General features: G+C 62.7%; 21 protein-coding genes. 7 read left to right on the top strand and 14 right to left on the bottom strand.

From position 1 onward, the window contains the following. Positions 1-46 precede the first annotated feature (46 nt). Entirely contained in the window at positions 47-502 is a 456-nt protein-coding gene (locus QJT82_RS02180; protein ID WP_028345009.1) for a hypothetical protein, read from the top strand. A 22-nt stretch (positions 503-524) separates the two neighbouring features. After that, positions 525-1325 (top strand): polyphosphate kinase 2, encoded by an 801-nt coding sequence (gene ppk2 / locus QJT82_RS02175; RefSeq protein WP_028345010.1) that lies wholly within the window; start codon positions 525-527, stop codon positions 1323-1325. A gap of 39 nt (positions 1326-1364) precedes the next feature. Here ppk2 and QJT82_RS02170 read toward each other — a convergent pair whose 3' ends face one another. The 3 genes from QJT82_RS02170 to QJT82_RS02160 all read right to left on the bottom strand — a co-directional run bounded on the left by QJT82_RS02170 (position 1365) and on the right by QJT82_RS02160 (position 6522). Further along, complete coding sequence (locus tag QJT82_RS02170) at positions 1365-1799, bottom strand: hypothetical protein (protein WP_028345011.1); 435 nt, start codon at positions 1797-1799, stop codon at positions 1365-1367. Positions 1800-1891: 92 nt separating this feature from the next. Beyond that, on the bottom strand, positions 1892-4642 hold the full coding sequence (locus QJT82_RS02165) for a decarboxylase (protein WP_028345012.1): 2751 nt from the start codon (positions 4640-4642) through the stop codon (positions 1892-1894). 185 nt (positions 4643-4827) lie between these two features. Beyond that, on the bottom strand, positions 4828-6522 hold the full coding sequence (locus QJT82_RS02160; protein WP_028345013.1) for a SulP family inorganic anion transporter: 1695 nt from the start codon (positions 6520-6522) through the stop codon (positions 4828-4830). 163 nt (positions 6523-6685) lie between these two features. On the opposite strand from QJT82_RS02160, the gene QJT82_RS02155 reads away from it, so the two are divergent. Together QJT82_RS02155 and QJT82_RS02150 are read left to right on the top strand one after the other, a co-directional pair. Next, a complete protein-coding gene (locus QJT82_RS02155; protein WP_035634231.1) occupies positions 6686-7573 on the top strand; it encodes a dienelactone hydrolase family protein in 888 nt (295 codons plus the stop codon). A gap of 27 nt (positions 7574-7600) precedes the next feature. Further along, complete coding sequence (locus QJT82_RS02150) at positions 7601-8182, top strand: invasion associated locus B family protein (RefSeq protein ID WP_028345015.1); 582 nt, start codon at positions 7601-7603, stop codon at positions 8180-8182. Positions 8183-8198: 16 nt separating this feature from the next. On the opposite strand, the gene QJT82_RS02145 is transcribed toward QJT82_RS02150, so the two are convergent. From QJT82_RS02145 to QJT82_RS02135, 3 genes are all read right to left on the bottom strand, one after another. After that, positions 8199-8573, bottom strand: a complete 375-nt coding sequence (locus QJT82_RS02145; protein WP_028345016.1) for a response regulator — start codon at positions 8571-8573, stop codon at positions 8199-8201. A 168-nt stretch (positions 8574-8741) separates the two neighbouring features. Next, the gene (locus QJT82_RS02140) at positions 8742-9374 is read right to left on the bottom strand and encodes a response regulator (RefSeq protein ID WP_080687042.1); all 633 of its coding nucleotides are present in this window, start codon (positions 9372-9374) and stop codon (positions 8742-8744) included. Between the two features lie 117 nt (positions 9375-9491). Then, positions 9492-10958 carry a sensor histidine kinase gene (locus QJT82_RS02135; protein WP_264641908.1) on the bottom strand — a complete coding sequence of 489 codons (1467 nt, stop codon included), beginning with the start codon at positions 10956-10958 and terminating at the stop codon, positions 9492-9494. 627 nt (positions 10959-11585) lie between these two features. On the opposite strand from QJT82_RS02135, the gene QJT82_RS02130 reads away from it, so the two are divergent. Further along, positions 11586-12254 carry a helix-turn-helix domain-containing protein gene (locus QJT82_RS02130; RefSeq protein ID WP_028345019.1) on the top strand — a complete coding sequence of 223 codons (669 nt, stop codon included), beginning with the start codon at positions 11586-11588 and terminating at the stop codon, positions 12252-12254. A gap of 8 nt (positions 12255-12262) precedes the next feature. On the opposite strand, the gene QJT82_RS02125 is transcribed toward QJT82_RS02130, so the two are convergent. Both QJT82_RS02125 and QJT82_RS02120 read right to left on the bottom strand, forming a co-directional pair. Then, positions 12263-12700: a potassium channel family protein gene (locus QJT82_RS02125; RefSeq protein ID WP_028345020.1), complete on the bottom strand. Its 438-nt coding sequence runs from the start codon at positions 12698-12700 to the stop codon at positions 12263-12265. Then, positions 12700-13779, bottom strand: a complete 1080-nt coding sequence (locus QJT82_RS02120) for an AI-2E family transporter (RefSeq protein ID WP_028345021.1) — start codon at positions 13777-13779, stop codon at positions 12700-12702. The genes QJT82_RS02125 and QJT82_RS02120 overlap by 1 nt, the downstream gene beginning before the upstream one ends. 401 nt (positions 13780-14180) lie before the next feature. Here QJT82_RS02120 and QJT82_RS02115 point away from each other — a divergent pair, with 401 nt between their 5' ends. Continuing rightward, positions 14181-14588, top strand: coding sequence for a hypothetical protein (locus QJT82_RS02115; RefSeq protein ID WP_259244233.1), 408 nt, complete (start codon positions 14181-14183; stop codon positions 14586-14588). Positions 14589-14624: 36 nt separating this feature from the next. Here QJT82_RS02115 and QJT82_RS02110 read toward each other — a convergent pair whose 3' ends face one another. The 3 genes from QJT82_RS02110 to QJT82_RS02100 form a co-directional block, all read right to left on the bottom strand. Beyond that, a complete protein-coding gene (locus QJT82_RS02110) occupies positions 14625-14942 on the bottom strand; it encodes a hypothetical protein (RefSeq protein WP_028345023.1) in 318 nt (105 codons plus the stop codon). A 122-nt stretch (positions 14943-15064) separates the two neighbouring features. After that, positions 15065-15214 carry a hypothetical protein gene (locus QJT82_RS02105; RefSeq protein WP_245288952.1) on the bottom strand — a complete coding sequence of 50 codons (150 nt, stop codon included), beginning with the start codon at positions 15212-15214 and terminating at the stop codon, positions 15065-15067. Between the two features lie 166 nt (positions 15215-15380). Next, positions 15381-16034, bottom strand: a complete 654-nt coding sequence (locus QJT82_RS02100) for an ATP-dependent Clp protease proteolytic subunit (protein WP_196238267.1) — start codon at positions 16032-16034, stop codon at positions 15381-15383. Positions 16035-16733: 699 nt separating this feature from the next. On the opposite strand from QJT82_RS02100, the gene QJT82_RS02095 reads away from it, so the two are divergent. After that, positions 16734-16856, top strand: a complete 123-nt coding sequence (locus tag QJT82_RS02095) for a hypothetical protein (RefSeq protein WP_259244235.1) — start codon at positions 16734-16736, stop codon at positions 16854-16856. Positions 16857-16887: 31 nt separating this feature from the next. Here QJT82_RS02095 and QJT82_RS02090 read toward each other — a convergent pair whose 3' ends face one another. From QJT82_RS02090 to QJT82_RS02080, 3 genes are read right to left on the bottom strand one after another with little or no spacing between them, the layout of a single operon-like run. After that, positions 16888-17880 carry a formate dehydrogenase subunit gamma gene (locus QJT82_RS02090; protein WP_028345025.1) on the bottom strand — a complete coding sequence of 331 codons (993 nt, stop codon included), beginning with the start codon at positions 17878-17880 and terminating at the stop codon, positions 16888-16890. 41 nt (positions 17881-17921) lie between these two features. Continuing rightward, positions 17922-18518 (bottom strand): formate dehydrogenase FDH3 subunit beta, encoded by a 597-nt coding sequence (gene fdh3B, locus QJT82_RS02085; protein ID WP_011088224.1) that lies wholly within the window; start codon positions 18516-18518, stop codon positions 17922-17924. Positions 18519-18531: 13 nt separating this feature from the next. Beyond that, positions 18532-21474: a formate dehydrogenase subunit alpha gene (locus QJT82_RS02080; RefSeq protein ID WP_028345026.1), complete on the bottom strand. Its 2943-nt coding sequence runs from the start codon at positions 21472-21474 to the stop codon at positions 18532-18534. Position 21475: the final 1 nt, after the last annotated feature.

Here is a 21475-nt window from a genome sequence, read left to right as displayed (position 1 = left end):
CCGTTCCGGGGGCAAGGTGAAAGATCGGGCTTAGGAGTCCCCAGCCATGCGAGACAAGATCGATGATCTGATCCCCAAGGCACACGAGATCCAGAAGCAGGCAGCGCTCAAGGAAGCGGAGAAAGCCGAGGAGGACGCCAAGCGTGCGGCCGCTATCGAAGCCGAGAAGCGCGCGTTGATCGAGCGGCTGAGCAAGCCCTCCGGGCTCAGCGAGGACGAGAAGGTCAAGCTGGCGTCGACGGTGATTCAGCGGGCGGTGCGCAACGGGTTGAGCGAAGTACAGGTCTATCGCTTTCCCAATACGCTGTGCACCGACAAGGGGCGAGCCATCAATCAGATGGAGGCCGGCTGGGAGAAGACGCTGACGGGTATCCCTAAGGAAATATACCAGCTTTGGGCTGACTACCTGCAGCCGCGCGGCTATCGCATCCGCTATCAGATCGTTGATTACCCCGGCGGCATGCCCGGCGATATCGGAATCGTCATTGCCTGGGGCGACTAGTCGAAACGATGGACGGATATCCATGGCGAAAGACAAGCCCGCTGGGAAGATGAAGCGCAAGGACTATGAGGAAGAACTGCACAAGCTGCAGATCCAGCTCTGCCATCTCCAGGAATGGGTGAAAGCGAACAATCTCAGGGTCATCATCCTGTTCGAGGGACGCGATGCGGCCGGCAAGGGCGGAACGATCAAGGCCTTGACCGAGAAGGTCAGCCCGCGCGTGTTTCGCGTGGTCGCCCTGCCCGCGCCCTCGGATCGCGAGAAGTCCCAGCTCTTCATCCAGCGCTATATGCAGCAGTTTCCGGCGGCCGGCGAGATCGTGATCTTCGACCGCAGCTGGTACAACCGCGCAGGCGTCGAATATGTGATGGGGTTCTGCACGCCGGCGGAGCACAAACGATTCCTCTCGCTCTGCCCGCAGATGGAGCAATACATCATCGAGGGCGGCATCATCCTGATCAAGCTGTGGCTCGAGGTCGGGATGGATGAGCAGGAGCGCCGCTTCAGGGCCCGGATCGACGATCCGCTGCGGCAGTGGAAGCTGAGCCCGATGGACACGGAATCCTACCGCCGCTGGTATGATTACTCCCGCGCGCGCGACCTGATGTTCAAGGCGACGAGTTCGAAGCACGCGCCCTGGAACGTCATCCGTTCCGACGACAAGCGGCGGGCGCGGCTGAACTGCATCGCGTTCCTGCTGAAGACAATTCCTCACGGACGGGTCAGGCGCGACAAGGTCAAGCTGCCCAAGCGCTCCAACAAGGGTCGCTACAACGATCAGGCCGGACTGCGCGGAATGAAGTTCGTCGAGGAACGCTACTAACGGTCCAGGCCGCGCCGGGCGCGGCCTGGACCTCCGGATCTATTTCAAGCGGATGGAAACCCCGCCCACGGCGGCCGAAACTTCGGCGCCGACCTTCGGACCGCTGAGCTGCAGGATCACGCCATTGGCGTTCTGCAGTTGCACGCCGCCGGCGCCCGCGGCGATCGCCCCACCGGCGCCTGCAGCGCTGTAGGAGCCTTCGATCGAGGCAGGCCCTCTGAGATTGAGGGCGCGCCCGACCAGCTTGGTGGTCGAAGCGCCGATCGTGAAGCCGACGCTCATGCCCGACACCGTGAACGGATAGTGCTTGCCGCGCAGGGTCAATACGCCCTCGCCGCCTCCGACACCAACGATGAATCCACCCTTGGTGAAGATGACGGCGACCGAGCCGGTTTCAGCCAGCGACGGCGTGCTGAAGCCGGCCAATCCAACCGCCAGCGTAGCAAGAATTCCGATCAAACTCACTTTCCTCATGGTGTCCCTCCGGAAACCGGTTGCGTTACGCACTTGTTGCGCAAGACTCATCGCCGCAAGAATGCGATGACGCCTTGCGGACTCTCCTTGGTCTATGATGCAGCCTTGAACTTCGTCGCGGCCGCTCGCGGCTTGCCCATCCTGGCCAGCGCCTCGGTCGTCACGAGCTTCAAGCCCTCGGCCGCGTCGTAGCCATGGATCTCCTTCACATCCAGCTTGCGCATGAAATCGATGGTCTCCTGCGTGATGACCTGGCCAGGGACCATGATCGGGAAGCCCGGCGGATAGGGAATCACGAAGTTGGCGGAGACGAGATCGGGCCCGTTCTTCAGGCGCCTGTCGATCTCGGGATCGTTCAGGCGAATATATTCGCATCCCGCGGCGTCATAAGCCGAATAGAACCCGCCGCGGATGTCGCCCTCATTCGTCTTCGTGCCGGCATCGCCGCGATAGGCGTTGTGGAAATGCGAGAAGTTCGGCAGGTCGGGTACGTCCTTCATCAGGCTGTTGACCCGCATGTCGAAGTCGACCCTGGCGTTCGCGCCGCCCTTGGCCAGGCCGCGATCGATTTCACCGGAGATTTCGGCCAGCACCCGGACGAGATGCGCGACGTCGCTCCGCGTATTGTTGATGTTGGACTGGATCAGGACCGAGTTGCGCGAGGTCTTGTTGACCTGGATGTTGTAGCGGCTGGCGAGCAGCCCCTTGAACGACGTTCCGTCGTAGCCGGCCGTGCCGCAGACCAGCGTCATCCGGGTCGGATCGAGGCAGAACTCGTCGTCGTTCAGGCTCTTCAGGGCGCTCGCCCAGTTGGTCCCGGCCGCCAGATAGTCGGTGAATCCGCTCTGGCGGTATTGCTTCGGCACCATGGCATCCGCGCCGAGAACGCGGAAATATCTCGAAATCAACGGATTGGTGTTGACCGCATTGCGGATGGCGAACGCGATCTCCATGGCATTGGCCACCAGTCCATACCCCTCGAGCTCCATCTGCCGGCGCGAGACGTCGAGGCTCGCGATCAACTGCTGGTTCGGGCTGGTCGAGGCGTGCGTGAATACGGCCTCCTTGAACTGCGCTTCGACGGTGTGGAATTCGATGTCCTTGACCGCCAGCATCGAGCCCTGGCGGATCGCCGACATCGACTTGTGGGTCGAATTGGTCTGATAGACGCGCAGCCGGATCTGGCGCGGATCGGGGATCAGCCTGGTCTTGAGCAGAACCTCGTCGGAAGGATCCTTGCCGAGCTCGGCCTGCTGTTTCTCATAGGCCGCAACCGACTTGGGATCGCGCATCCAGGCTTCGATCTCGTTCGCCGCGCCCATCGCGGTTCGCCGCCTCAGGAACGGTGAAAACCGCGCGAATCCGAACCAGGCCTCGTCCCAGAGGAAGATCAGGTCAGGCTTGATCGCGAGGCATTCCTCCATCACCCGCCGCGTGTTGTAGATGTGGCCGTCGAAGGTGCAGTTGGTCAGGTCGATCATCTTGACCCGGTCGAGCCGGCCATCGGCCTTCGCGTTCAGAAGCGCCTGCTTGATCGTCTGCAGCGGCACCGCGCCATACATCGAGTATTCCGTCATCGGGAATGCCTCGACGTAGAGCGGCTGCGCGCCGGCCAGCACCATGCCGTAATGGTGCGATTTGTGGCAATTGCGGTCGACGATGGCGATGTCGCCGGGACCCAGCAGCGCCTGCACGGCCATCTTGTTGGACGTCGAGGTGCCGTTGGTCACGAAGTAGACGCGGTCGGCGCCGAGCGCGCGCGCGGCCTTCTCCTGCGCCTTCTTGATGTTGCCGGTCGGCTCCAGCATGCTGTCGAGCCCGCCGGTGGTCGCGCTGCTCTCGGCAAGGAACAGGTTCAGCCCGTAGAATTCGCCCATGTCGCGGATCCAGTCCGACTTGAACACGGACTTGCCGCGCGCGATCGGCAGCGCGTGGAAGGTGCCGATCGGCCGCTGCGCATATTTCTTCAGATTGTCGAAGAACGGCGTGTCGAAGCGATCCTGCACGCCCTCCAGAATTGAAAGGTGCAATTCGAGGATATCCTCGACCGAGTAGAACACCCGGCGCACCACATCGGCCTCGGGATTGCCGGCCAACTCCTCGACGTCGCGATTGGACATGAGGTAGAGGTCAAGCTCGGGACGCACCCGCTTCAGGATATGGGCCAACCGCAGCGCGGACGCATCGGACTCGTCGTTCAGCCCCATGGCGCCGGTCATGGCACGAAGCACCGGCGCATCGTGGCGCGAGCGCAGCCCGAAGCCTTCATTGATCACCACCGCCGCAATGTTGGGGTTCAGCATTGCCGCACAGAAGGCGTCCTCGAGGTTGCCCACCACCACGGGCTCATAGATGAAGGCGTCGACCGGACGCCGCAGCTTGCGCCATTCCGCCAGGAGCCCGGGCCAGTTGTTGGCCGGCACCCCGGTCACGATCAGGGTCTCGAAGTAAGGACGGCGCGCCGCCGATTGTCCCAGGGTTGGTGGAAGCAGATCGGGAACGTCGCCATTGCCCTCGTCCTGCGTGCTCCAGTCACCTGCATGCTGGCGGAAGGATTTTGTCTGAAGTGCCTGCGCGATCCGCGTCGCAAGCATATGCGAGGTGGCGGCGTCGCCCGCCGCTGCGGCTTCCTTCAGCGCCGCCATCAAACGAAGGCCCGGGTAGCCGTGGAACTCCTCCGTCACCGCAAGCGCCGACAGCGCCGCGTCATATGCCGCACGGTTGCCGCCCCTGCTCCATACCTTCGCCGCCTCAACCAGATCGCGCCAATTGTCGGCTCGTCCACCGGGCCCGGAGAAGAACTGGTCGATGCGCTGCTGTGCCGGCTTCGCGTCGTTGGCCATGAGAGTCTCCCGATCTCGTGATGTCAGCGCTCGTTCTGTCCGATCGTACAAACCGGGCCCGTTGCGCCCTTTGATCCAAGTCAAGCTGCAAGCTGGATTGAGACAGCTCCCCAAGCGCGGGTGATCACGATGTCTTGCGACGCAACAAGGCTGGATTGTCGCAGCAGTTCGCACGGCCGCGCGCCCTAGGTGCTTGCCTGTGGCTTCCTGTTGCTCAAGACGCTGTCGAGCGTACGCATCCAGTCACCGCTATCGGTCTTGTCGGCAAGACCATCCGCCTGAAGCAGATCCCGCAACTGCGCGTGCGCGCCCACGATGCAGAATGTGATCTGGCGCGATGCAAGTTCCTGGTGAAGGTCGTGCAGCATGCGCGAGCCCGCAAGGTCGATGAACGGCGAGGCCGACAGGTCACAGGCCACCAGCTTGACGTCGGGCGACACCCGAAGCGCCGCCAGCACCGTTTCGAAGATCGTCTCCGCGTTGACATAAAGGAGCGAGGTCTCCGGGCGGAACGCGATGATCCCGGTCAAGGGCTCGACGTCATCGTGTCGCGCCCGGTCGGAATAGCGCCCACTGCCGGCTTGACGGCCCAGAAACGCTATATTGGGCTGGGACGCCCGCAACAACAGCAGGAAGATCGAGGCGACGGCCGCCAGCAGCACACCCTGCAATATCCCGAGGAACAGCACGGACACCAGCGCGATGATAGCGGCATAGAAATCGATCCGGCTGATCCGCCACATTCTGGCCAGCGCCGAAATATCGACCAATTTGTAGACGGCTGAGAAAACGATCGCGGCGAGCACGGTCTTCGGCAGATTGGTCAGCAGGCCGGTGAAGAACAGCAGGCAGAGTGCGAGGGTTGCCGAACAGAACACCAGCGCCAGCGGCGTGCGTGCGCCGGCGGCGTCATTCACGGCCGACTGCGACAACCCGCCGGCGACGGGATAGCCATGCCCGAAGGCTGCGGCGAGATTGGCCGCGCCGAGTCCCAGAAACTCTTGCCTGACATCCAGCGGGTAGCCGTGCTTTGCCGCAAAGCTTCGTGCGGCCGACACCCCTTCCACATAGGCCAGCACGAGGCATCCGGCGGCGATCGGAAAGAGATCGTCAAATTCGAGCAGGCCAAATGTCGGTAGCGAAAGTGTCGGCAAGCCGGTTGGGATCGCTCCGGTCACCGGCAAGCCCAGTTCTGCGAGCCCGAATGCGCTGGCGGCGAGGATCGACAGCGCGACCACCGCCAGCCCAACGGGCTTTCCGGGCAGTCTCTTCTCGCCGAGCAGGAGCAGCATCGTCGCAGCCACACCAATGCCGAGCACCAGCGGCCTGGTCTCGCCGAGCTGGCCGGCAAGCTTGATCACGCGGTCGAAGAAGTTGTGGCCGCCCCCAGCGACGCCGAACAGGCTGGGCAGCTGGCTCATGATGATGGTGAGGCCCGCTCCGGCCTTGAAGCCCACCAAAATACTATCGCTGATCAACCGCACCAGCAGGCTGAGCTTGAACAGCCAGGCGATCAGGCAGAGCACCGCGACGCTGAAGGCCACGAGACTGGCAATCTGCCCATAACGCGTGGCATCGCCGCCGGCCAATATGCCGACGGCGCCGGCGATCATCAGCGAGATCGCCGAGGTGGGTCCGACCGCGAGCTGCCGGGACGAGCCCAGCAGGGCGTATCCCACGCCGCCGAGCAGATAGCCATAGACGCCGATCTGCGGCGGCAGACCCGCGAGCCCCGCATAGGCCAGCGACACCGGGATCGCGTAGGCCGCCAGCGTGACCCCGGCGATTGCGTCCGCCCCAAGCCAGGATGCGCGGTAGTCGGCGAGCCAGTTCGCCGGCGGAAACCAGCGCATCCAACTCGTCTCTGCCTGGATCGACATCAAGCCCGCCGTATGACGCCACAATGGTCGCATGTGGTTGCGCCGGCGGGTCCGATGCGCGTTGATTCAGATCAAGCCTTGCAGCCCTCAATGTGCTTCAGATCTTGCGCGGCTCGATCGTCGTGACCTGCACATTTGCCAGATGACTGCCGGAGCGCATGGCATGCGTCAGCACCGCTTACGGACCCTCGCAACCGCAGCGCTGCTGCTGCTTGGCCTGACCGCTGCAGCACGTGCCGATGACCAACAGTCACCCCAGCGCATCCAGGAAGAGATCTGGGTGTTGCCGACGCCGCTGCCAATGTTCGCCTATCTGGTCCGTCCGCTCGGCGACGGTCCTTTCCCGCTGGTCATCATGAACCATGGCGTGTCACTGAACGCCAGGGATCGCAGCTTTTTCCCGCTGGTCGAATTCCGCGATGCCGCAATGTGGTTCGCGCGGCGCGGCCACCTCGTGGTGGCGCCGGTCGGGACCGGCTATGGCGCGGCAGCCATCGATGTTCCCGAACGCGGTCTTTATGGCCCGTTCTTCTCCAAGATCGGGAAATGCACCAATCCCAATTTCCTCGATCCGGGCCTCGCCGTCGCGCAGGTCGATCTCTGGATCATTGATTACATGGCCGCCGAAAAGCGCACCTTGCCGAAGGACGTCATCGTCGTCGGACAGTCGGCCGGTGGCTGGGCAGCGATCGCCCTGTCGAGCCTCAATCCGCCGCAGGTCAAGGCCATCATCACCTTCGCGGCGGGCCGCGGCGGCCGTGTCGACGGCAAGCCCAACAACAATTGCGCTCCCGACAGGCTGGTCGAGGCGACCGGCGCGTTTGGCCGCACCTCGCGGGTGCCGATGCTGTGGCTCTACATCGAGAACGACACGTTCTTCGGCCCGGCCCTGTCAAAGCGAATGCACGAGGCCTTCACGCGCGCCGGCGGTCGTGCCGAATACCATCTTTTGCCGCCGTTCGGCGACGAAGGGCATTTCCTGATCGGCTCTCCCGATTCCATTCCCACATGGTCGCCTTTGGTCGAACGATTTCTAGTCAAGGTTCGCTAGGCGGGCGTTCCCGCTGGAGGAGCATCCATGGTCCGATATGGTGCCTTGGTGAAGTTGGTGCTGCTTGCGGCCGGCATCAGTGCTGCCCACGGTCAGCAGACGCCCTCACCACCGGCTGCGGCGAAGGACGGTGGCGAGGTGGCCCCGCGGGGGACACGCGCGCCGGTGCGAGATATCAAGTATGGCGAGTGGCGAAAGCTCTGCTTCAATGCTGCCGGCGCCAAGACATTATGCCGGACGACGATCACCGGCACCTTCCCAACCGGGCAGACGGCCGTTCGCGTCGATCTGATCGAGCGAGAGGACGGCAGCGACCGCGTCCAGCTGTTCCTGCCGGTCGGGATGTATCTGCAGGCTGGCGTCAAGCTATCGGTCGACCAGAAGGCCGTTCATCGGCTTCCCTACACCTGGTGCGCGACCAACATGTGCATCGCGGCCGATGTTGCCGATCCCAAGCTTCTCGAGGACATGGATGGCGGAAAGACGCTCTCGATCGAGGTCGTCGACACCAGTATTCTGACGATGACCACATCGGTCCCGCTCGACCGATTTGCGACCGTGCGCAAGGGGTCGCCCGCGTTGACACTCGATCAAGCCATCGATGAATGATTGGGACCGGCAGCCGCTAGACCACGCCAGTCAACAGCCGTTCAAGCGGTTGGATCAGCGAATTGGCAGTGAATGGCTTGGTCAGATAGGCCGCGCATCCCGATGCCATTGCAGCCATGCGCGTCGCCGGGTTGTCATTGCCGGTGATGTAGATGACGGGGATTTCGATGCCCTGATCTGCCAGGCGGTGCCGCAGTTCGATCCCGGACCCATCGCTGAGATTGATGTCCAATATCAGACAAACCGCGCTGTCGAAGCTGCCATGTCTCAGCAACGCGCTTCCGGTCTCGAACAGCCTGGATGCAAATCCACATTGCCGCAGAAGCCGTCCGATTCCACGGAGCATCGAGGGATTATCATCCACGACGAAAACGAGTTTCGCGGTCGGCAAATCCTGAAGCCTTTACCTATCGCTGAATGACCTTCGCCCGCGTATGGATAAAGGGCATGTCAAGCGGCTACCGGCGCGCAATATTCTCGCGGCCGATATCGGAGATACGCCGCGTCACAGAGCTTTCATATTGTACCATGGGACAGGAGGGCAGCGCTGCCCGGCAGATCAAGCCTTGACTTCGCCCCCGGACGCACGCGTGCCGAGCTGCTCCGCGATCGAAACCAGCTCGGCAAGTGACTGCACCTGCATCTTCTCCATGACCTGGTGACGATGCGCCTTGATCGTGCGTTCGGTCGTGCCAAGCTCGTGGGCAATCTGCTTGTTGATCCGACCGCACACGATCAGATCGAACACCTGCCGCTCGCGTGGGGTCAACTTCGCCAGCAGCGCGCGCAGTGAGTCGAGCCTGGTTCGCTGGCCACGGGCCAGTTCGTGCCGCGCAACGGCGCGATTGATCGCCTCGATCAGCTGTTCCGACGCGATCGGCTTGGTCAAAAAATCTTCGGCACCTGCCTTGATCGCCTGGACCGTCGTCGCTGTGTCGGCATATCCGGTCAGGAACACGATCGGGAGTGTCGACCCCAGCTCGTTGAGGCGACGCTGCAGCTCCGGACCACTCATTCCGGGAATGCGTACATCCAGCAGGATGCAGCCGGTCTCCTCGTCGTCGGGCAATTGATCGAGCAATTCCCGGGCCGATGCGTACGTAGCAACTCGATAGCCTGCAAGTTTGAGCCGGCGCTCGAGCGCTGTACGAAACGAGGCATCGTCGTCAACTATGTGCACGTAAGCGTGCATTATTGCTCCACCGCCTGCCGATCGCCGCTACTTATTGAATGACCATCAGCCGTGGCTGAAAATACTGCGTTGGTCGTAAATCGAACCTTGCACCTCGGCAAGCAAGACCCAAACGCGCTACGCCGCCAGTGGCAGTGAGAGGTGGAATACCGCGCCTCCTCCGGACTGGTTCTCGGCCCAGAGCTGACCGCTATGCGCCAGAACGATCGTCCGTGCGATGGACAGGCCGATGCCCATGCCCTGCTCCTTTGTGGTGAAGAACGGATCGAAGATGTCGTTCAGCCTGTCCTGCGGAATTCCCGGCCCGGAATCGCTGATGGAGATCACCGCCGACGCGTCCCCATTGACCTCCGTACGGCCGATGATGGTGCGCCCGTAGGGCATTTTGGCCATCGCGTCCATGCTGTTGACCACGAGGTTAAGAATGACCTGCTGCAACTGGACGGGGTCGCCTTTCACCCGCAGGGTCTGCGGTGAGGTCTGCAGGTAGATTGCGACGTTGCGCGCCGAGGCCTGCAGCTTGAGGAAATCGAATGCTTCCCGCATGGTCTGGTTGAGGTCGATCTCCTTCTTCTCAAATGGCGCACGCTTCAGCAGGCTGCGCATCCTGCGGATCACCTCGCTTGCCCGCAGATCATCGCGCTTGATGTCCGAAATGATTTCCCGCACCTCCTGAAGGTCGGGCGTCGGCGAACTGAGGATCAGTTCCGCGCTCTCGGCATTGGTCAGGATCGAGCCCAGCGGCTGGTTGAGCTCATGAGCAATCGAGGACGAGAGTTCTCCGGCAGTCGCCTGCCGATTGATATGGGCGAGCTGAGACAGGCGATTGCGGGCTTCGACTTCGGCACTCCGCCGCATGTGACGCTCATGTAGCAGAAACGCAATCAGAGTTGTTTGAACCAATAGTGCCGTGGCCAGGGCGACGGCCCGCCAACGATATTTTTGCAGGAAGGTCGGTTCGCGGAAGCGGATCTCGCTGCCTGGTGGCAGGTTGGCTTCGCTGACGTTCCAGCGATGCATCTGCCGCCAGTTGAAAATGGGCTTCACGGTATCGACAGCCGACGGCGGCAAGCTTTCCGGCGGCTCGCCATCCAGAATCCGCAGCGCCCTGCCCGCTGCTTCGGCACCGACCAGGGATGGGATGATGACAAATCCGCCGATGCCGCCCGGTTCGAGGAACGTCTCCGCCGCAACCACGATGGGACGATTTGCTCTCGCTGCGACAAATGAGAGGGCATCCGAGGGCGGATAGTAGTTGCCTTTGCCGTCGCTGTAGAGGCCGGTGTAGATGATCGCGCTATGGTCGGGAAGCGCTGCGACCCGCTCGACGATATCAGGCATCGGACGTCCGATGATCTCGACGATGTCGAGTCCCGGAATGCCGGCCGCCGCCTGGTCTTTCCAATTACGAAACAGAACCTGCCGCCCCCAGTCTGCGCCAACGAGCACGATGGTCTTGAGCTCCGGCACGACGGCGCGGGCGGCCGTGACGGCATCCTGGAGCTTCGATGCCACGATGCCGCCGGTCACGGAGGCCGGCGGTCGCAATCGCTTGAAATCGGCCTCTTCGACCAGCGCAAACACGACTGGCGTATCGGGCCAAAGCTGCGGACGCCAGCGGAGCGCCAGTTCAAGCGCAGCCGCTCCAATGGTGACCACGACGCCGATCGGCCGATCGCGATATTTCGCCTCGAGAAACCGCCGGACATTCTCCTGATAGGCTTCGCCACCGAAACGATTGAGATCGAGGCTCTCCGTGTAGACGGTGGTCGGCGCGTGACCGTGAGCGCTCACCGCATCCCTCAAGCCAACGAACACCTGGTAGTAGAAGGGGCCACGTCGATCGGACTGTTCCAGCACCAGCATGGAATGCGGGCGCATCTCTTGCGCCCGGAGCACAGCCGGCGCCAACAGCGCAGCCAGCAGGATGACCAGTCCAGAGAGCCGAATTGCCTTGCCCATAGCGTTCGGAGCCGGAGACCAACGGGTTCAAAAAATAGCACCCGGTTATCGGCGTGAATATTGAAAAGTAATCTAAGATGGTGCGCATCAATTGCGAACAAATTGCCGCATTTGGCGCACCCTGTCCTTTAGGACAATGACCTCAAGACCAATAGAGACTGGCCGGGCCCTGTCGTAGTCATTGCGCGCGGACAAGCATTTCGAGCCGCCGCGGACGCTGCAACAGTCGTTACCCAAGAGAGTTAGTCCATGTTCGCTCGCGTCAATATCAGACCGGCCAATGTACCGAGCATCCTCGGCGGGCTGACCGCCCGGCACGCCAACTGCACCACCAGCGAATTCCACTACAGGAAAGGCACCGAGATCTACGGGGAGAAGGAGCCGGCGGAGTACGTCTACCAGGTCGTTTCGGGGGCGGTCCGCAGCTACAAGCTGCTCTCCGACGGACGCCGCCAGATCGGCGCCTTTCACCTTGTCGGAGACATCTTCGGCCTCGAGAATGCCGAAACCCACCGCTTCACCGCCGAAGCCATCGTCGACACGAACGTGCACCTGATCAGGCGGATGAGCCTCGAACGCGTGGCCGATTCCGATTTCGCCCTGGCTCGCAACCTGCTGGTCATGACCACCAGCAACCTGCGGCATGCCGAAGAGCACATGCTGCTGCTCGGCCGCAAGACCGCATTGGAGCGGGTTGCCGCGTTTCTGCTCGAAATGGATCGCCGGCTGACCGGAGTCGGCGTCGTCGCCTTGCCGATGTGCCGGCGTGACATTGCCGACTATCTCGGGCTGACGCTCGAAACCGTGTCACGCGCGCTGTCCAAGCTGCACGCCTACGGCGCGCTCAACTTCCTTGGCTCGAACCAGCGCGAAATCATGCTGGTTGACCGCGACCAGCTGTCCAGGCTGGACAACTGACCGCGAGGTCAGGGGGATTTCGTGAGCGCCTCCTGACGCTCGATGGTCTTTTGCAGCACTTCGAACAGGACCGCGGTCGACCACCCGAACATGAGAATGCCGTTCATGGCCGCCATCGGTCCGATCAACAGCCACTGCTTGACCGGGATAACATCGCCATAGCCGAGCGTGGTGTAGTTCACGAAGGCGAAATAGAGCAGATTGCTGCCGGCGGGCGCGGCGCCGAGCACCCAATAGGCCAAGCTCCACACCACGATCTCGAGCGTGTGAGCCAGCATCAGCGCAAGCGCGGTGGCGACCATCACGCCGCTGAGCTGTAGCCCCGCCCGGCCGGCCGCGCTCAAGGCAACGTTGCGAAGCAACCCGATGGCCGCGACCGTCCAGAGCGAATGGATCGCGATGTTGATCGCGCTCACCGCCGATCCCACGAGGAGCTGAAACAGCATCATCGCTCTCCCGCCAGCCGGGCGCGGTCGTCCCGGATCCATGCCGTGATCAATTCCCAGGCGACCGCGAGAATGATTGGACCGATGAACAGGCCCACGATGCCGTGGGCGAGCGTGCCGCCGATCACGCCGACGAAGATGACGAGCGCCGGCGTGGTCAGGCCCCGCCCCATCACCAGCGGCTTCAGCACATTGTCGAGGACGCCGACGACCAGGAAGAAGAACGTGAGAGCGAGCGCCGTCGGGAAGTCCTTGGCCGACCATAGCCAGATGATGACCGGAAACAGCACGATTGCCGCCCCGATCTGCACGATCGCGAGCAGCATCACGACAAACGCCAGCAGCCCTGCGCTCGGGATCCCCGCCAGCTTGAAGCCAATGCCGGCCAGCAGCGATTGCAGGACGGCAACGCCAATGACGCCGCGGGAGACCGCCCGGATGGTCGCACCCGCAAGATCGAGGAAGTGCTCGCTCTGCTCCGGCACGATGCGGGACAGGAAGCTCCGGCACGCCGCTGCAAGCTGCGAGCCGTACGGAAACAGAAACCCTGCCACGACGACCGCCAGCAGAAACTTCACCATCCCGATCCCGGCATCACTGGCAAACGCAAACAGGGTCCCGGCCAACGGCTTCAGATGCGGCACGACCTCGCGCAGCACGGCGCGCAAATTGGTCGACGCCCGATCCCAGATCTCATGGAGTGGGCCGCCAATCAGCGGCCAATCCTTGATCTCGGGCGGCGGCGACGGCACGACAACGTGGCCGGCGCCCAGTTGTTCGGCGAGCTCCTTCATCCCCTCTACAGCTCCGATTCCGAGCCAGGTCGCCGGCCCGATGACGACTCCCAGAGAGATCAAGGTCAGCACGAGCGCCGCGATGCCGGCATGGCCGCCGAGCATTGCTGCGAGCCAGGTGAAGACGGGATAGAGCGCGACCGCGAGCACCACGCTCCAGGCCAGGATCGGCACGAACGGGCTGACCAGGACGAACGACCAGTAGATCAGCAGCGCCAGCAATCCGAGGCGAATTGCGAGCTGGATGAACTCGTCTCCGGTCACGAGCTGGCGCAGGGTTTTCAAGAGCGTGCTTTCGATTGAGCATCAGCAGCTACGCGGGAAGCGGTGCCATCGCCTCGCCGCGCACGGCTTGATTCAGATCAAGCGCGAGGCGTCCGGACTTTCACCGAAGAGGCAGCCCCGGTTCGGGCAGGAATCTGGGCGCTCCAACTTCGCCGGGATGCGTTCGCGGTCGGGATCACGAGCGCGATCGCGCCCCCATAGGGCGGCGGCCTGCCTATCCGCGGCAATTGTCCCAAGGCGAAGGATCAATCGTCCGCACCGCCCCCTCGCCACTTTGATTCAAATCAAGCTTCGGCCGGCCGCGGCTGACAGGCTCGGCATGCTCATGGACCGGAAAGCAGCTCTCGATTTGGCTGCCTTTCGATCACGACTGCCTGTGTCACCCCGATGTGGAGGACGTCATGAAGAATACCAAGACCCTGCTGGCCTTGATCCTGCTTGCGAGCATGGTCGGCATTGGCGCTGGCCAGGCGGCGCCGCTGCCGACCAACGTCGCGGCCATGAAGGGCATGGTCGAGAACAATACCGTCCTTCAGGTGCGCTGGGGCGGCTGGCGCGGCGGCGGCTGGGGCTATCGCGGTTGGCGAGGCTACGGCGGCTGGGGAGGCTATCGTGGATGGGGCTATCGAGGCTGGGGCGCCGCGGCCGCCGGTGCGCTCGTTGGCGGAGCCATCGCGAGTTCGGCCTACTATGGCGGGTATCCCTACTATGGCGGTGGATACGGCTATGGCTACGACTATTGCCCGCCGGGCGGAGGCTATGGCTATGCGCCGGCTTATTACGCTCGGCCGCGCTACTATGGATGGTAGTCTGGACATCGGATGCCAGGGCGGCCTTCGGTGATGTCACCGCAGGCCGAGCAGCGAACGCCGGTAGCCGCTCTCGCGCGCTTCATTCCTGCACACGAAGCCGCCATCGAAGCCCCTGGCATAGCGGCTTTGCCCTTTGAGGTAGTAGCATCCGCGCCGAAAATCGAGCCAGACCACGCTATCGCCGGGGCAATGCCGCTGAGCCTGGGCTTCATAGCGGAACGGCGTCAGCGGCAGCGCAGCCGTCTGTTGCGCGCAGCAAAACAGGAAGATCGCGGCGCAGGCCCCGACGCCCAACCTGGCCGCCTGACGGTCTCTGCGTCCGTTCGACTTTTCAGCCAATTTGAAGTGCATTCATTGCCGCTGGGAATGATCCGTGTCGCGCTGAAGACGATAGCTCATATTGTCAGAGCTTCGCTGGCGAGGCACCTCAGAACGACGAATTTGGCACCGCGCATGGCCAACATGAGGCTCGCTCAGGACGACAGCAATCCAAAGGCGATCGCCGCGGTCGACAGCATCCCGGCCGTCACGACCACGACCCTGAAGGCAATATCGCCGTCGGCCAATTCAAGCCAGCGATGCAGCCAATTGCGAACGCCAGCCGGCTGGCTTACGCCACGCACTCGTCGAAATCTGTCGCTGGGGTACCCCATGACTGCCATTTTAGATCGCGGTGGAATGGAGAGACCAGTGCAGCTTGTGCCAAGCAGTCAGGATCACGTGCGACGGCTTGACTGACCCAATTGGGCCATGCGAAGCGGTTCGGCCGAAGTCCGCTCAACCGGCGTCCTAGCTTCCCTTCGAGCCGGTGGCGTTCCGCATCGGACGTTCCTGCTCCGACGCGCTCTTCGAGGGCGCCGCGCCGCACATGGAGCTGCTCTTCGGTTCCTCGGCCGCCGTGCGCGCGGTGCGGTCAAACGGATTCCGCTCCACGACCTTCAGCGAAGCGAGCTCTTCCTTGTTCAAGAAGGAGATCTTTCCCGGCGGAGTCATCACCATCTTGCCGATGGCCGCCGGAGCAATACGGAGCTTGGCCGACAACCTCGCAAGCTTGATCGTGTCACGAATCGTTCGACTGTCCTCGTTGCCGTGTAGATTGGAAACCGAGTGGACGCCGATCTTGGCATTTGGCGCCACATAACGCTTCCTGCTCGCCAGGAAAATAAAAGCGCATGCCGAGTCGCATTCTCCGGAAACGTAAGTGGCGATTTGCCTCTGGTGCGCGAGCATGGCGATTCGGAAGCCTTCGTAGAGAGACCCGCCTCGGGAATCGAGATCGAGGCCAACGATCCGGCGCTCAGTCGCCAGATATCCGCGAAAGCGGACAAAGTCCCCATCCCTGACATCTCCACTGAGCTTCAAAACATCTCCAAAACATCCTCGGACACGGGAAAACTCCATCGCGAGACAGTTCGTCGACGTCAGCACGACCGCGATGCTCAAAACGCATCCTGCAATCCGCATCGAGCGAACCGCAGGCGCTCGAGAATGAAGCTGACCCGTTGCGACATCGCTTCGGGGTGGCCGCACCCCATGCGCGGCGCTCCGGCTCGTTGCCTGGGCGTCGATAAATGTTGCGCGGAGGACCCTCAAAGCGTGCTTCCTGGCTGCCACGACGCTCCCCATCTGACCCGGGACCTCACACGATTGAGAGAGCATCGAAGCGCATCGTGGGTTGATCTGAATCAAACCCAATTCAGCAAGCGCGCAGGCGGGAGCGCCAGTTTGACTTCTAGAGAGGGACGCAGGCCCTCACGCGCACGCTCTGTGCCGAGAGCAAACATCATCTACGGACTTTACGATCAGCCAGTCCAACCCAGTATCGGGATCACGAAGAACTTTCAACCTAAGCCATTCATTTGGTTTGTTTATTTTTATTGCCCGATCCTTGAAGGGATTGGACCGACTGAGGAAGCCCATTCAGGTTAAAAATGCGAGATCAATCGACGCTCCGCGCGAACTGCTGGTTGCCAAGGCAACCTAACGCGGGATGCGACGTCTCGATGGTGCAGCGTCCCGAAAGCCGCCGCTTGCGCCCCACGGCTTGGGCGATGGCGGCTCACGCGCACGGGACAGCGCTGTTCGCGACGCGCCATCTTGTGTAGACTTTCACGGCATCCCGATCAGTTTGGGAGAACGACAATGAAAGTCTTCTTGCTCGCCTGCGTCGTCGCCATCGTTGTGGCGGCGATCGGGGCGTTGGCGCTAAACCGCGTGCAAGAGCCGGTCGCACAGGCCTTTGCGACGACGGGCGTACGGCTGTAGCGCGTCCGCGTCGAACAGGCGCGCGCCCCGCCTACTCCGCCGCGGTAACGGAGGGCTGGGGTCGGGCGTCGCGCGCATTCTCCTCCTCAAGCCAGAGGCTGTGGTGCTCCCTGGCCCAATTGACATCGACGGTGCCGCTTCCCATCGCCTCGAACGCGCCTTCCATGCCGATCGTGCCGATATAGATGTGCGCCAGCATCACTGCCGTGAAGAGCACCGCGACAATGGAGTGGACGATCTGCGCGAGCTGCATCCCTTCGATGCCTGACAGGTAGAACGGGAACATCAGCGCATATCCCGTCGCTGCCACCAGACCTCCGCCGATGACCACGATCCAATAGACCGCCTTCTGGCCGGCGTTGAAACGATAGGCCGGCGGGTGATCGTGCCCGACGATGCCGCCGCCGCGCTTGATCCACTCGACATCCGCCCTGTTCGGGATATTGCCGGCGATCCACATCAGGAAGATCAGCACGACGCCAATGGTGAACGGGAAGCTGAGATAGTTATGAACATACTTTGCCCATTGCGACCATTCGGAAAACGCCTCGTGGCCGATCAGCGGCAGAAGCAATGGACGTCCAAAAGTGACGTTCAATCCCGAGATCGCCAGAATGATGAAGCAAGTCGCCGTCATCCAGTGCACGAAACGCTCGAACGCACTAAAGCGCACGATGGTCCGGCCCGAACGCCCGCTCTGCAACCGCACCATCCCGCGGCTGAGATAGAAGATGACCAGCGCCGCGAGCATGCCAAGAATCGCGATGCCGCCGATCCAGCGCAGCGTCACGTTCCGGAACTCGCGCCATTCGCGGCCCGCCGGCTGCTCGAGAACCCCCGAGCGCTGGTCGGGAATGCTGACGCGTCCCTGCACCCGGTTCAGTTCCTGCAGCAGCTGCTGCTCCTTGACCGAACTTGCGGTCGGGTTGACCTGCTGGGCCATGGACGGGGAAGCCGCGGAGACGAGCAGCAGGAGTCCGGCCACGCCAATGACGAGCCGAACAAATCGTGCAAAACACGCCATAAGGTCCTCCCGATATCGACGCGACCCGCGCCAGGTCGTCGTCAGGACTCGATCGTCTCGCGATAGGCGGTCTTCCAGCCCCATGCGCCCGAGCCGTAGCCGCGCTTCAGCACGCGCTCCTTATAGATCTGCGCAATGATCTCGCCGTCGCCGGCGAGCAGCGACTTGGTCGAGCACATCTCCGCGCACAGCGGCAGCTTGCCTTCGGCAAGCCGGTTTGCACCGTATTTCTCGTATTCTTCCTTGCTGCCATCGGCCTCGGGGCCGCCGGCACAATAGGTGCACTTGTCCATTTTTCCGCGCGAGCCGAAATTGCCGACCTTCGGATATTGCGGCGCGCCGAACGGACAGGCGTAGAAGCAGTAGCCGCAGCCGATGCAGAGATCCTTGGAGTGCAGAACCACGCCGTCGGCGGTGGTATAGAAACAGTTCACCGGGCACACCGCCGCGCAGGGCGCATCCGTGCAGTGCATGCAGGCCATCGAGACCGAGCGTTCGCCCGGCTTGCCGTCGGCGATGGTGACGACCCGGCGGCGGTTGATGCCCCAGGGGACCTCGTGCTCGTTCTTGCAGGCCGTGACGCAGGCGTTGCACTCGATGCAACGGTCGGCGTCGCAGAGAAATTTCATACGTGCCATCGTCGTTGCTCCCTTATGCCGCCGCGATCTGGCAGAGCGTGACCTTGGGCTCCTGCATGCCCGTCGCGGGATCGTATCCGTAGGTGGTGATCGTGTTCGCGCTTTCGCCGAGCACGATCGGATCGGTGCCCTTCGGGTAATTGCCGCGAAGATCCTTGCCCGCAAGCCAGCCGCCAAAATGGAAGGGCATCCATGCAACGCCCTTGCCGACCCGCTCGGTGACGAGCGCCTTCATCCTTGCCCTGGAATTGTTCTCGGCGCCGGTGACCCAGACCCAGCCACCGTCCTTGACACCGCGATCGGCGGCATCGGCAGGATTGATCTCGATGAACATGTCCTGCTGCAACTCGGCGAGCCACGGGTTGGTGCGCGTCTCCTCGCCGCCTCCCTCATATTCGACCAGCCGGCCGGACGAGAGGATGAGCGGAAACTGCTTTGCAATGCCCTTCTCCACCGCGGCCTTCTGCACGGAGAATCCGATATTGGGCATCCGGAACTGCTTGGCGTCGGGCAGCGTCGGGTATTTGGCGACGAGATCGACGCGTGGCGTATAGATCGGCTCGCGGTGAACCGGGATCGGATCCGGCAAGCCGAAGGCATTCATGCGCGCCTTGCCGTTGCCGTAGGGTACGCAGCCGTGCGTCAGCGCGACGCGCTGAATGCCGCCCGACAGATCGAGCGACCACGACACCGTGTCCGGATTGGCCGGATTGATCTTGTTGATCACGGCCGTTTCCGCTTCGGTGAGCTCGGTGTCCCAGCCGAGCTTCTTCAGGCTCGCCAGCGTGAACTCCGGATAGCCATCCTGGATTCCCGACCCCAACGAATAAGAGCCGTCCGCAAGCAGGCTCACCTTCCGCGTCGTGCCGTCCGGCAGCTTCTCCTCGCGCTCGACGCCGAACCGCGGCCGGAACGTGCCGCCGCCGTCCATCACGTGCAGATTGGTGTTGTAGAGCAGCGGCGTGCCGGGGTGCTTGACCTCGGGTGATCCCCAGCACGGCCAAGGCAGGCCGTAATAGTCGCCGCCAACCTCGGGATCGTCCTTCGGCGCCCGCATCGTCAGCATGTCGAACTTCGCCTGGTTCTTCATGTGCGCCTTGAGGCGCTCGGGCGATTGTCCGCAATAGCCGGTCGACCAGCTGCCGCGGTTCATCTCGCGCAGCACGTCCTCGGCCTCGGGCAGGTTGTTCTCGACCTTGATCTTCTTGAACATCTGGTCGGCGAAGCCGAGCTTCTTCGCCATCAGATAGATGATTTCAAGATCGTCCTTCGACTCGAAGATCGGCTTCACGATCTGCTCGCCCCATTGCAGCGAGCGGTTAGAAGCGACGCGAGACCCCTTGCATTCGAACTGGGTGGCGACCGGGAGAATGTAGACGCCTTCCGTGCGTCCCGCCTCGACCGCGAGCGAGGCCCAGGTCGTCGGATGCGGATCGGCGATCACGAGCAGCTCGAGCGCCTTCAGGCCGTTGAGGGATTCGGGGATACGGGTGATGCTGTTGGAGGCGTGTCCCTGCACGAACACCGCCTTCACGTTGTCCTTCTGGGCAACCTGTTCCTTCGGCAACGTCACCGCTTCGAACCAGCGGGTCAACGGAATGCCGGGGGTTTCCATGATCTGCTTGGAATCGAACCGCGACTTCAGGAAGTCATAGTCGACCTCCCAGACCCGCGACCAGTGCTTCCAGGCGCCTTCGGCGAGGCCGTAGTAGAACGGCAGCGTGACGATATCGAGCCCGACATCGGTCGCGCCCTGCACGTTGTCGTGGCCTCGGAAGATGTTGGCGCCGGCGCCGGCCTTGCCGACATTGCCGGTCATCAGCAGCGCGATGCAGCTCGCCCGCACATTGGCGGTGCCGACGGTCTTCTGCGTCTGGCCCATGGCCCAGATCAACGTTGCCGGCTTCTCGGTGGCGAACATCTTGGCAACGCGCTTGAGCTGCTCGCCGGGAATCCCGGTGACGCGCTCGACTTCGTCAGGAGGCCATTTCTCGACCTCCTTCTTGAGGTCGTCGAAACCGTAGACGCGCTGCCGGATAAACTCCTTGTCCTCCCAGCCATTCTGCAGGATGTGCCACATCATGCCGTAGAGCACCGGAATGTCGGTACCCGGCCGCATCCGCACATATTCGGTCGCGTGCGCGGCGGTGCGCGTCAGGCGCGGGTCGATGACGATGAAGTTGGCCTTTTGCAGCTCCTTGCCCTCGAGCAGATGCTGCAGCGAGACGGGATGCGCCTCAGCCGGATTGCCGCCCAGGATGACCTGCGTCTTCGCATTGCGGATGTCATTGTAGCTGTTGGTCATCGCGCCGTAGCCCCAGGTGTTGGCGACGCCGGTGACGGTGGTTGAATGGCAGATGCGGGCCTGGTGATCGGTATTGTTGGTGCCCCAGAACGCACCGAGCTTGCGGAACAGGTAGGCGCCTTCGTTGGTCATCTTGGCCGAGCCGAGCCAATAGACGGAATCGGGACCCGACTTCTCACGTACAGCCTGGAACTTGTCGCCGATCTCGTTGATCGCGGTGTCCCAGGAGACGCGGGTCCACTGCCCGCCAACCAGCTTCATCGGATAGCGCAGCCGCCGCTCGCTGTGCACGAGCTCACGCACGGAAGCGCCCTTGGCGCAATGCGAGCCGCGATTGATCGGCGAATCCCAGCTCGGCTCCTGGCCGATCCATACCCCGTTCAAGACCTCGGCCGTCACCGTGCACCCAACCGAACAATGCGTGCAGATACTCTTGCGGACGGTCGCGCCCGCCGTAAGCGGACCGGCCACCGCGGCTTCCGCCTTGCGCACGCTGCCAAGCGGCAAGGTGCCGAACGCGGCGAGCGCGCCGCCGGCAAGACCGGATTTGCGCAGGAAGCTGCGGCGGTCGAGGCCACCGGCTTGATCTGCAGGGAAGCTGGCGGCGGAGCCTTGGCGCAGGGAACGCTGGTTTGTTCGCTTGATCAGCACG

It is taken from the genome of Bradyrhizobium sp. Mp19 (genome assembly GCF_029952935.1).
Classification (GTDB): Bacteria; Pseudomonadota; Alphaproteobacteria; order Rhizobiales; family Xanthobacteraceae; genus Bradyrhizobium; species Bradyrhizobium elkanii.
This window is presented reverse-complemented; position numbering and strand designations above follow the sequence as displayed.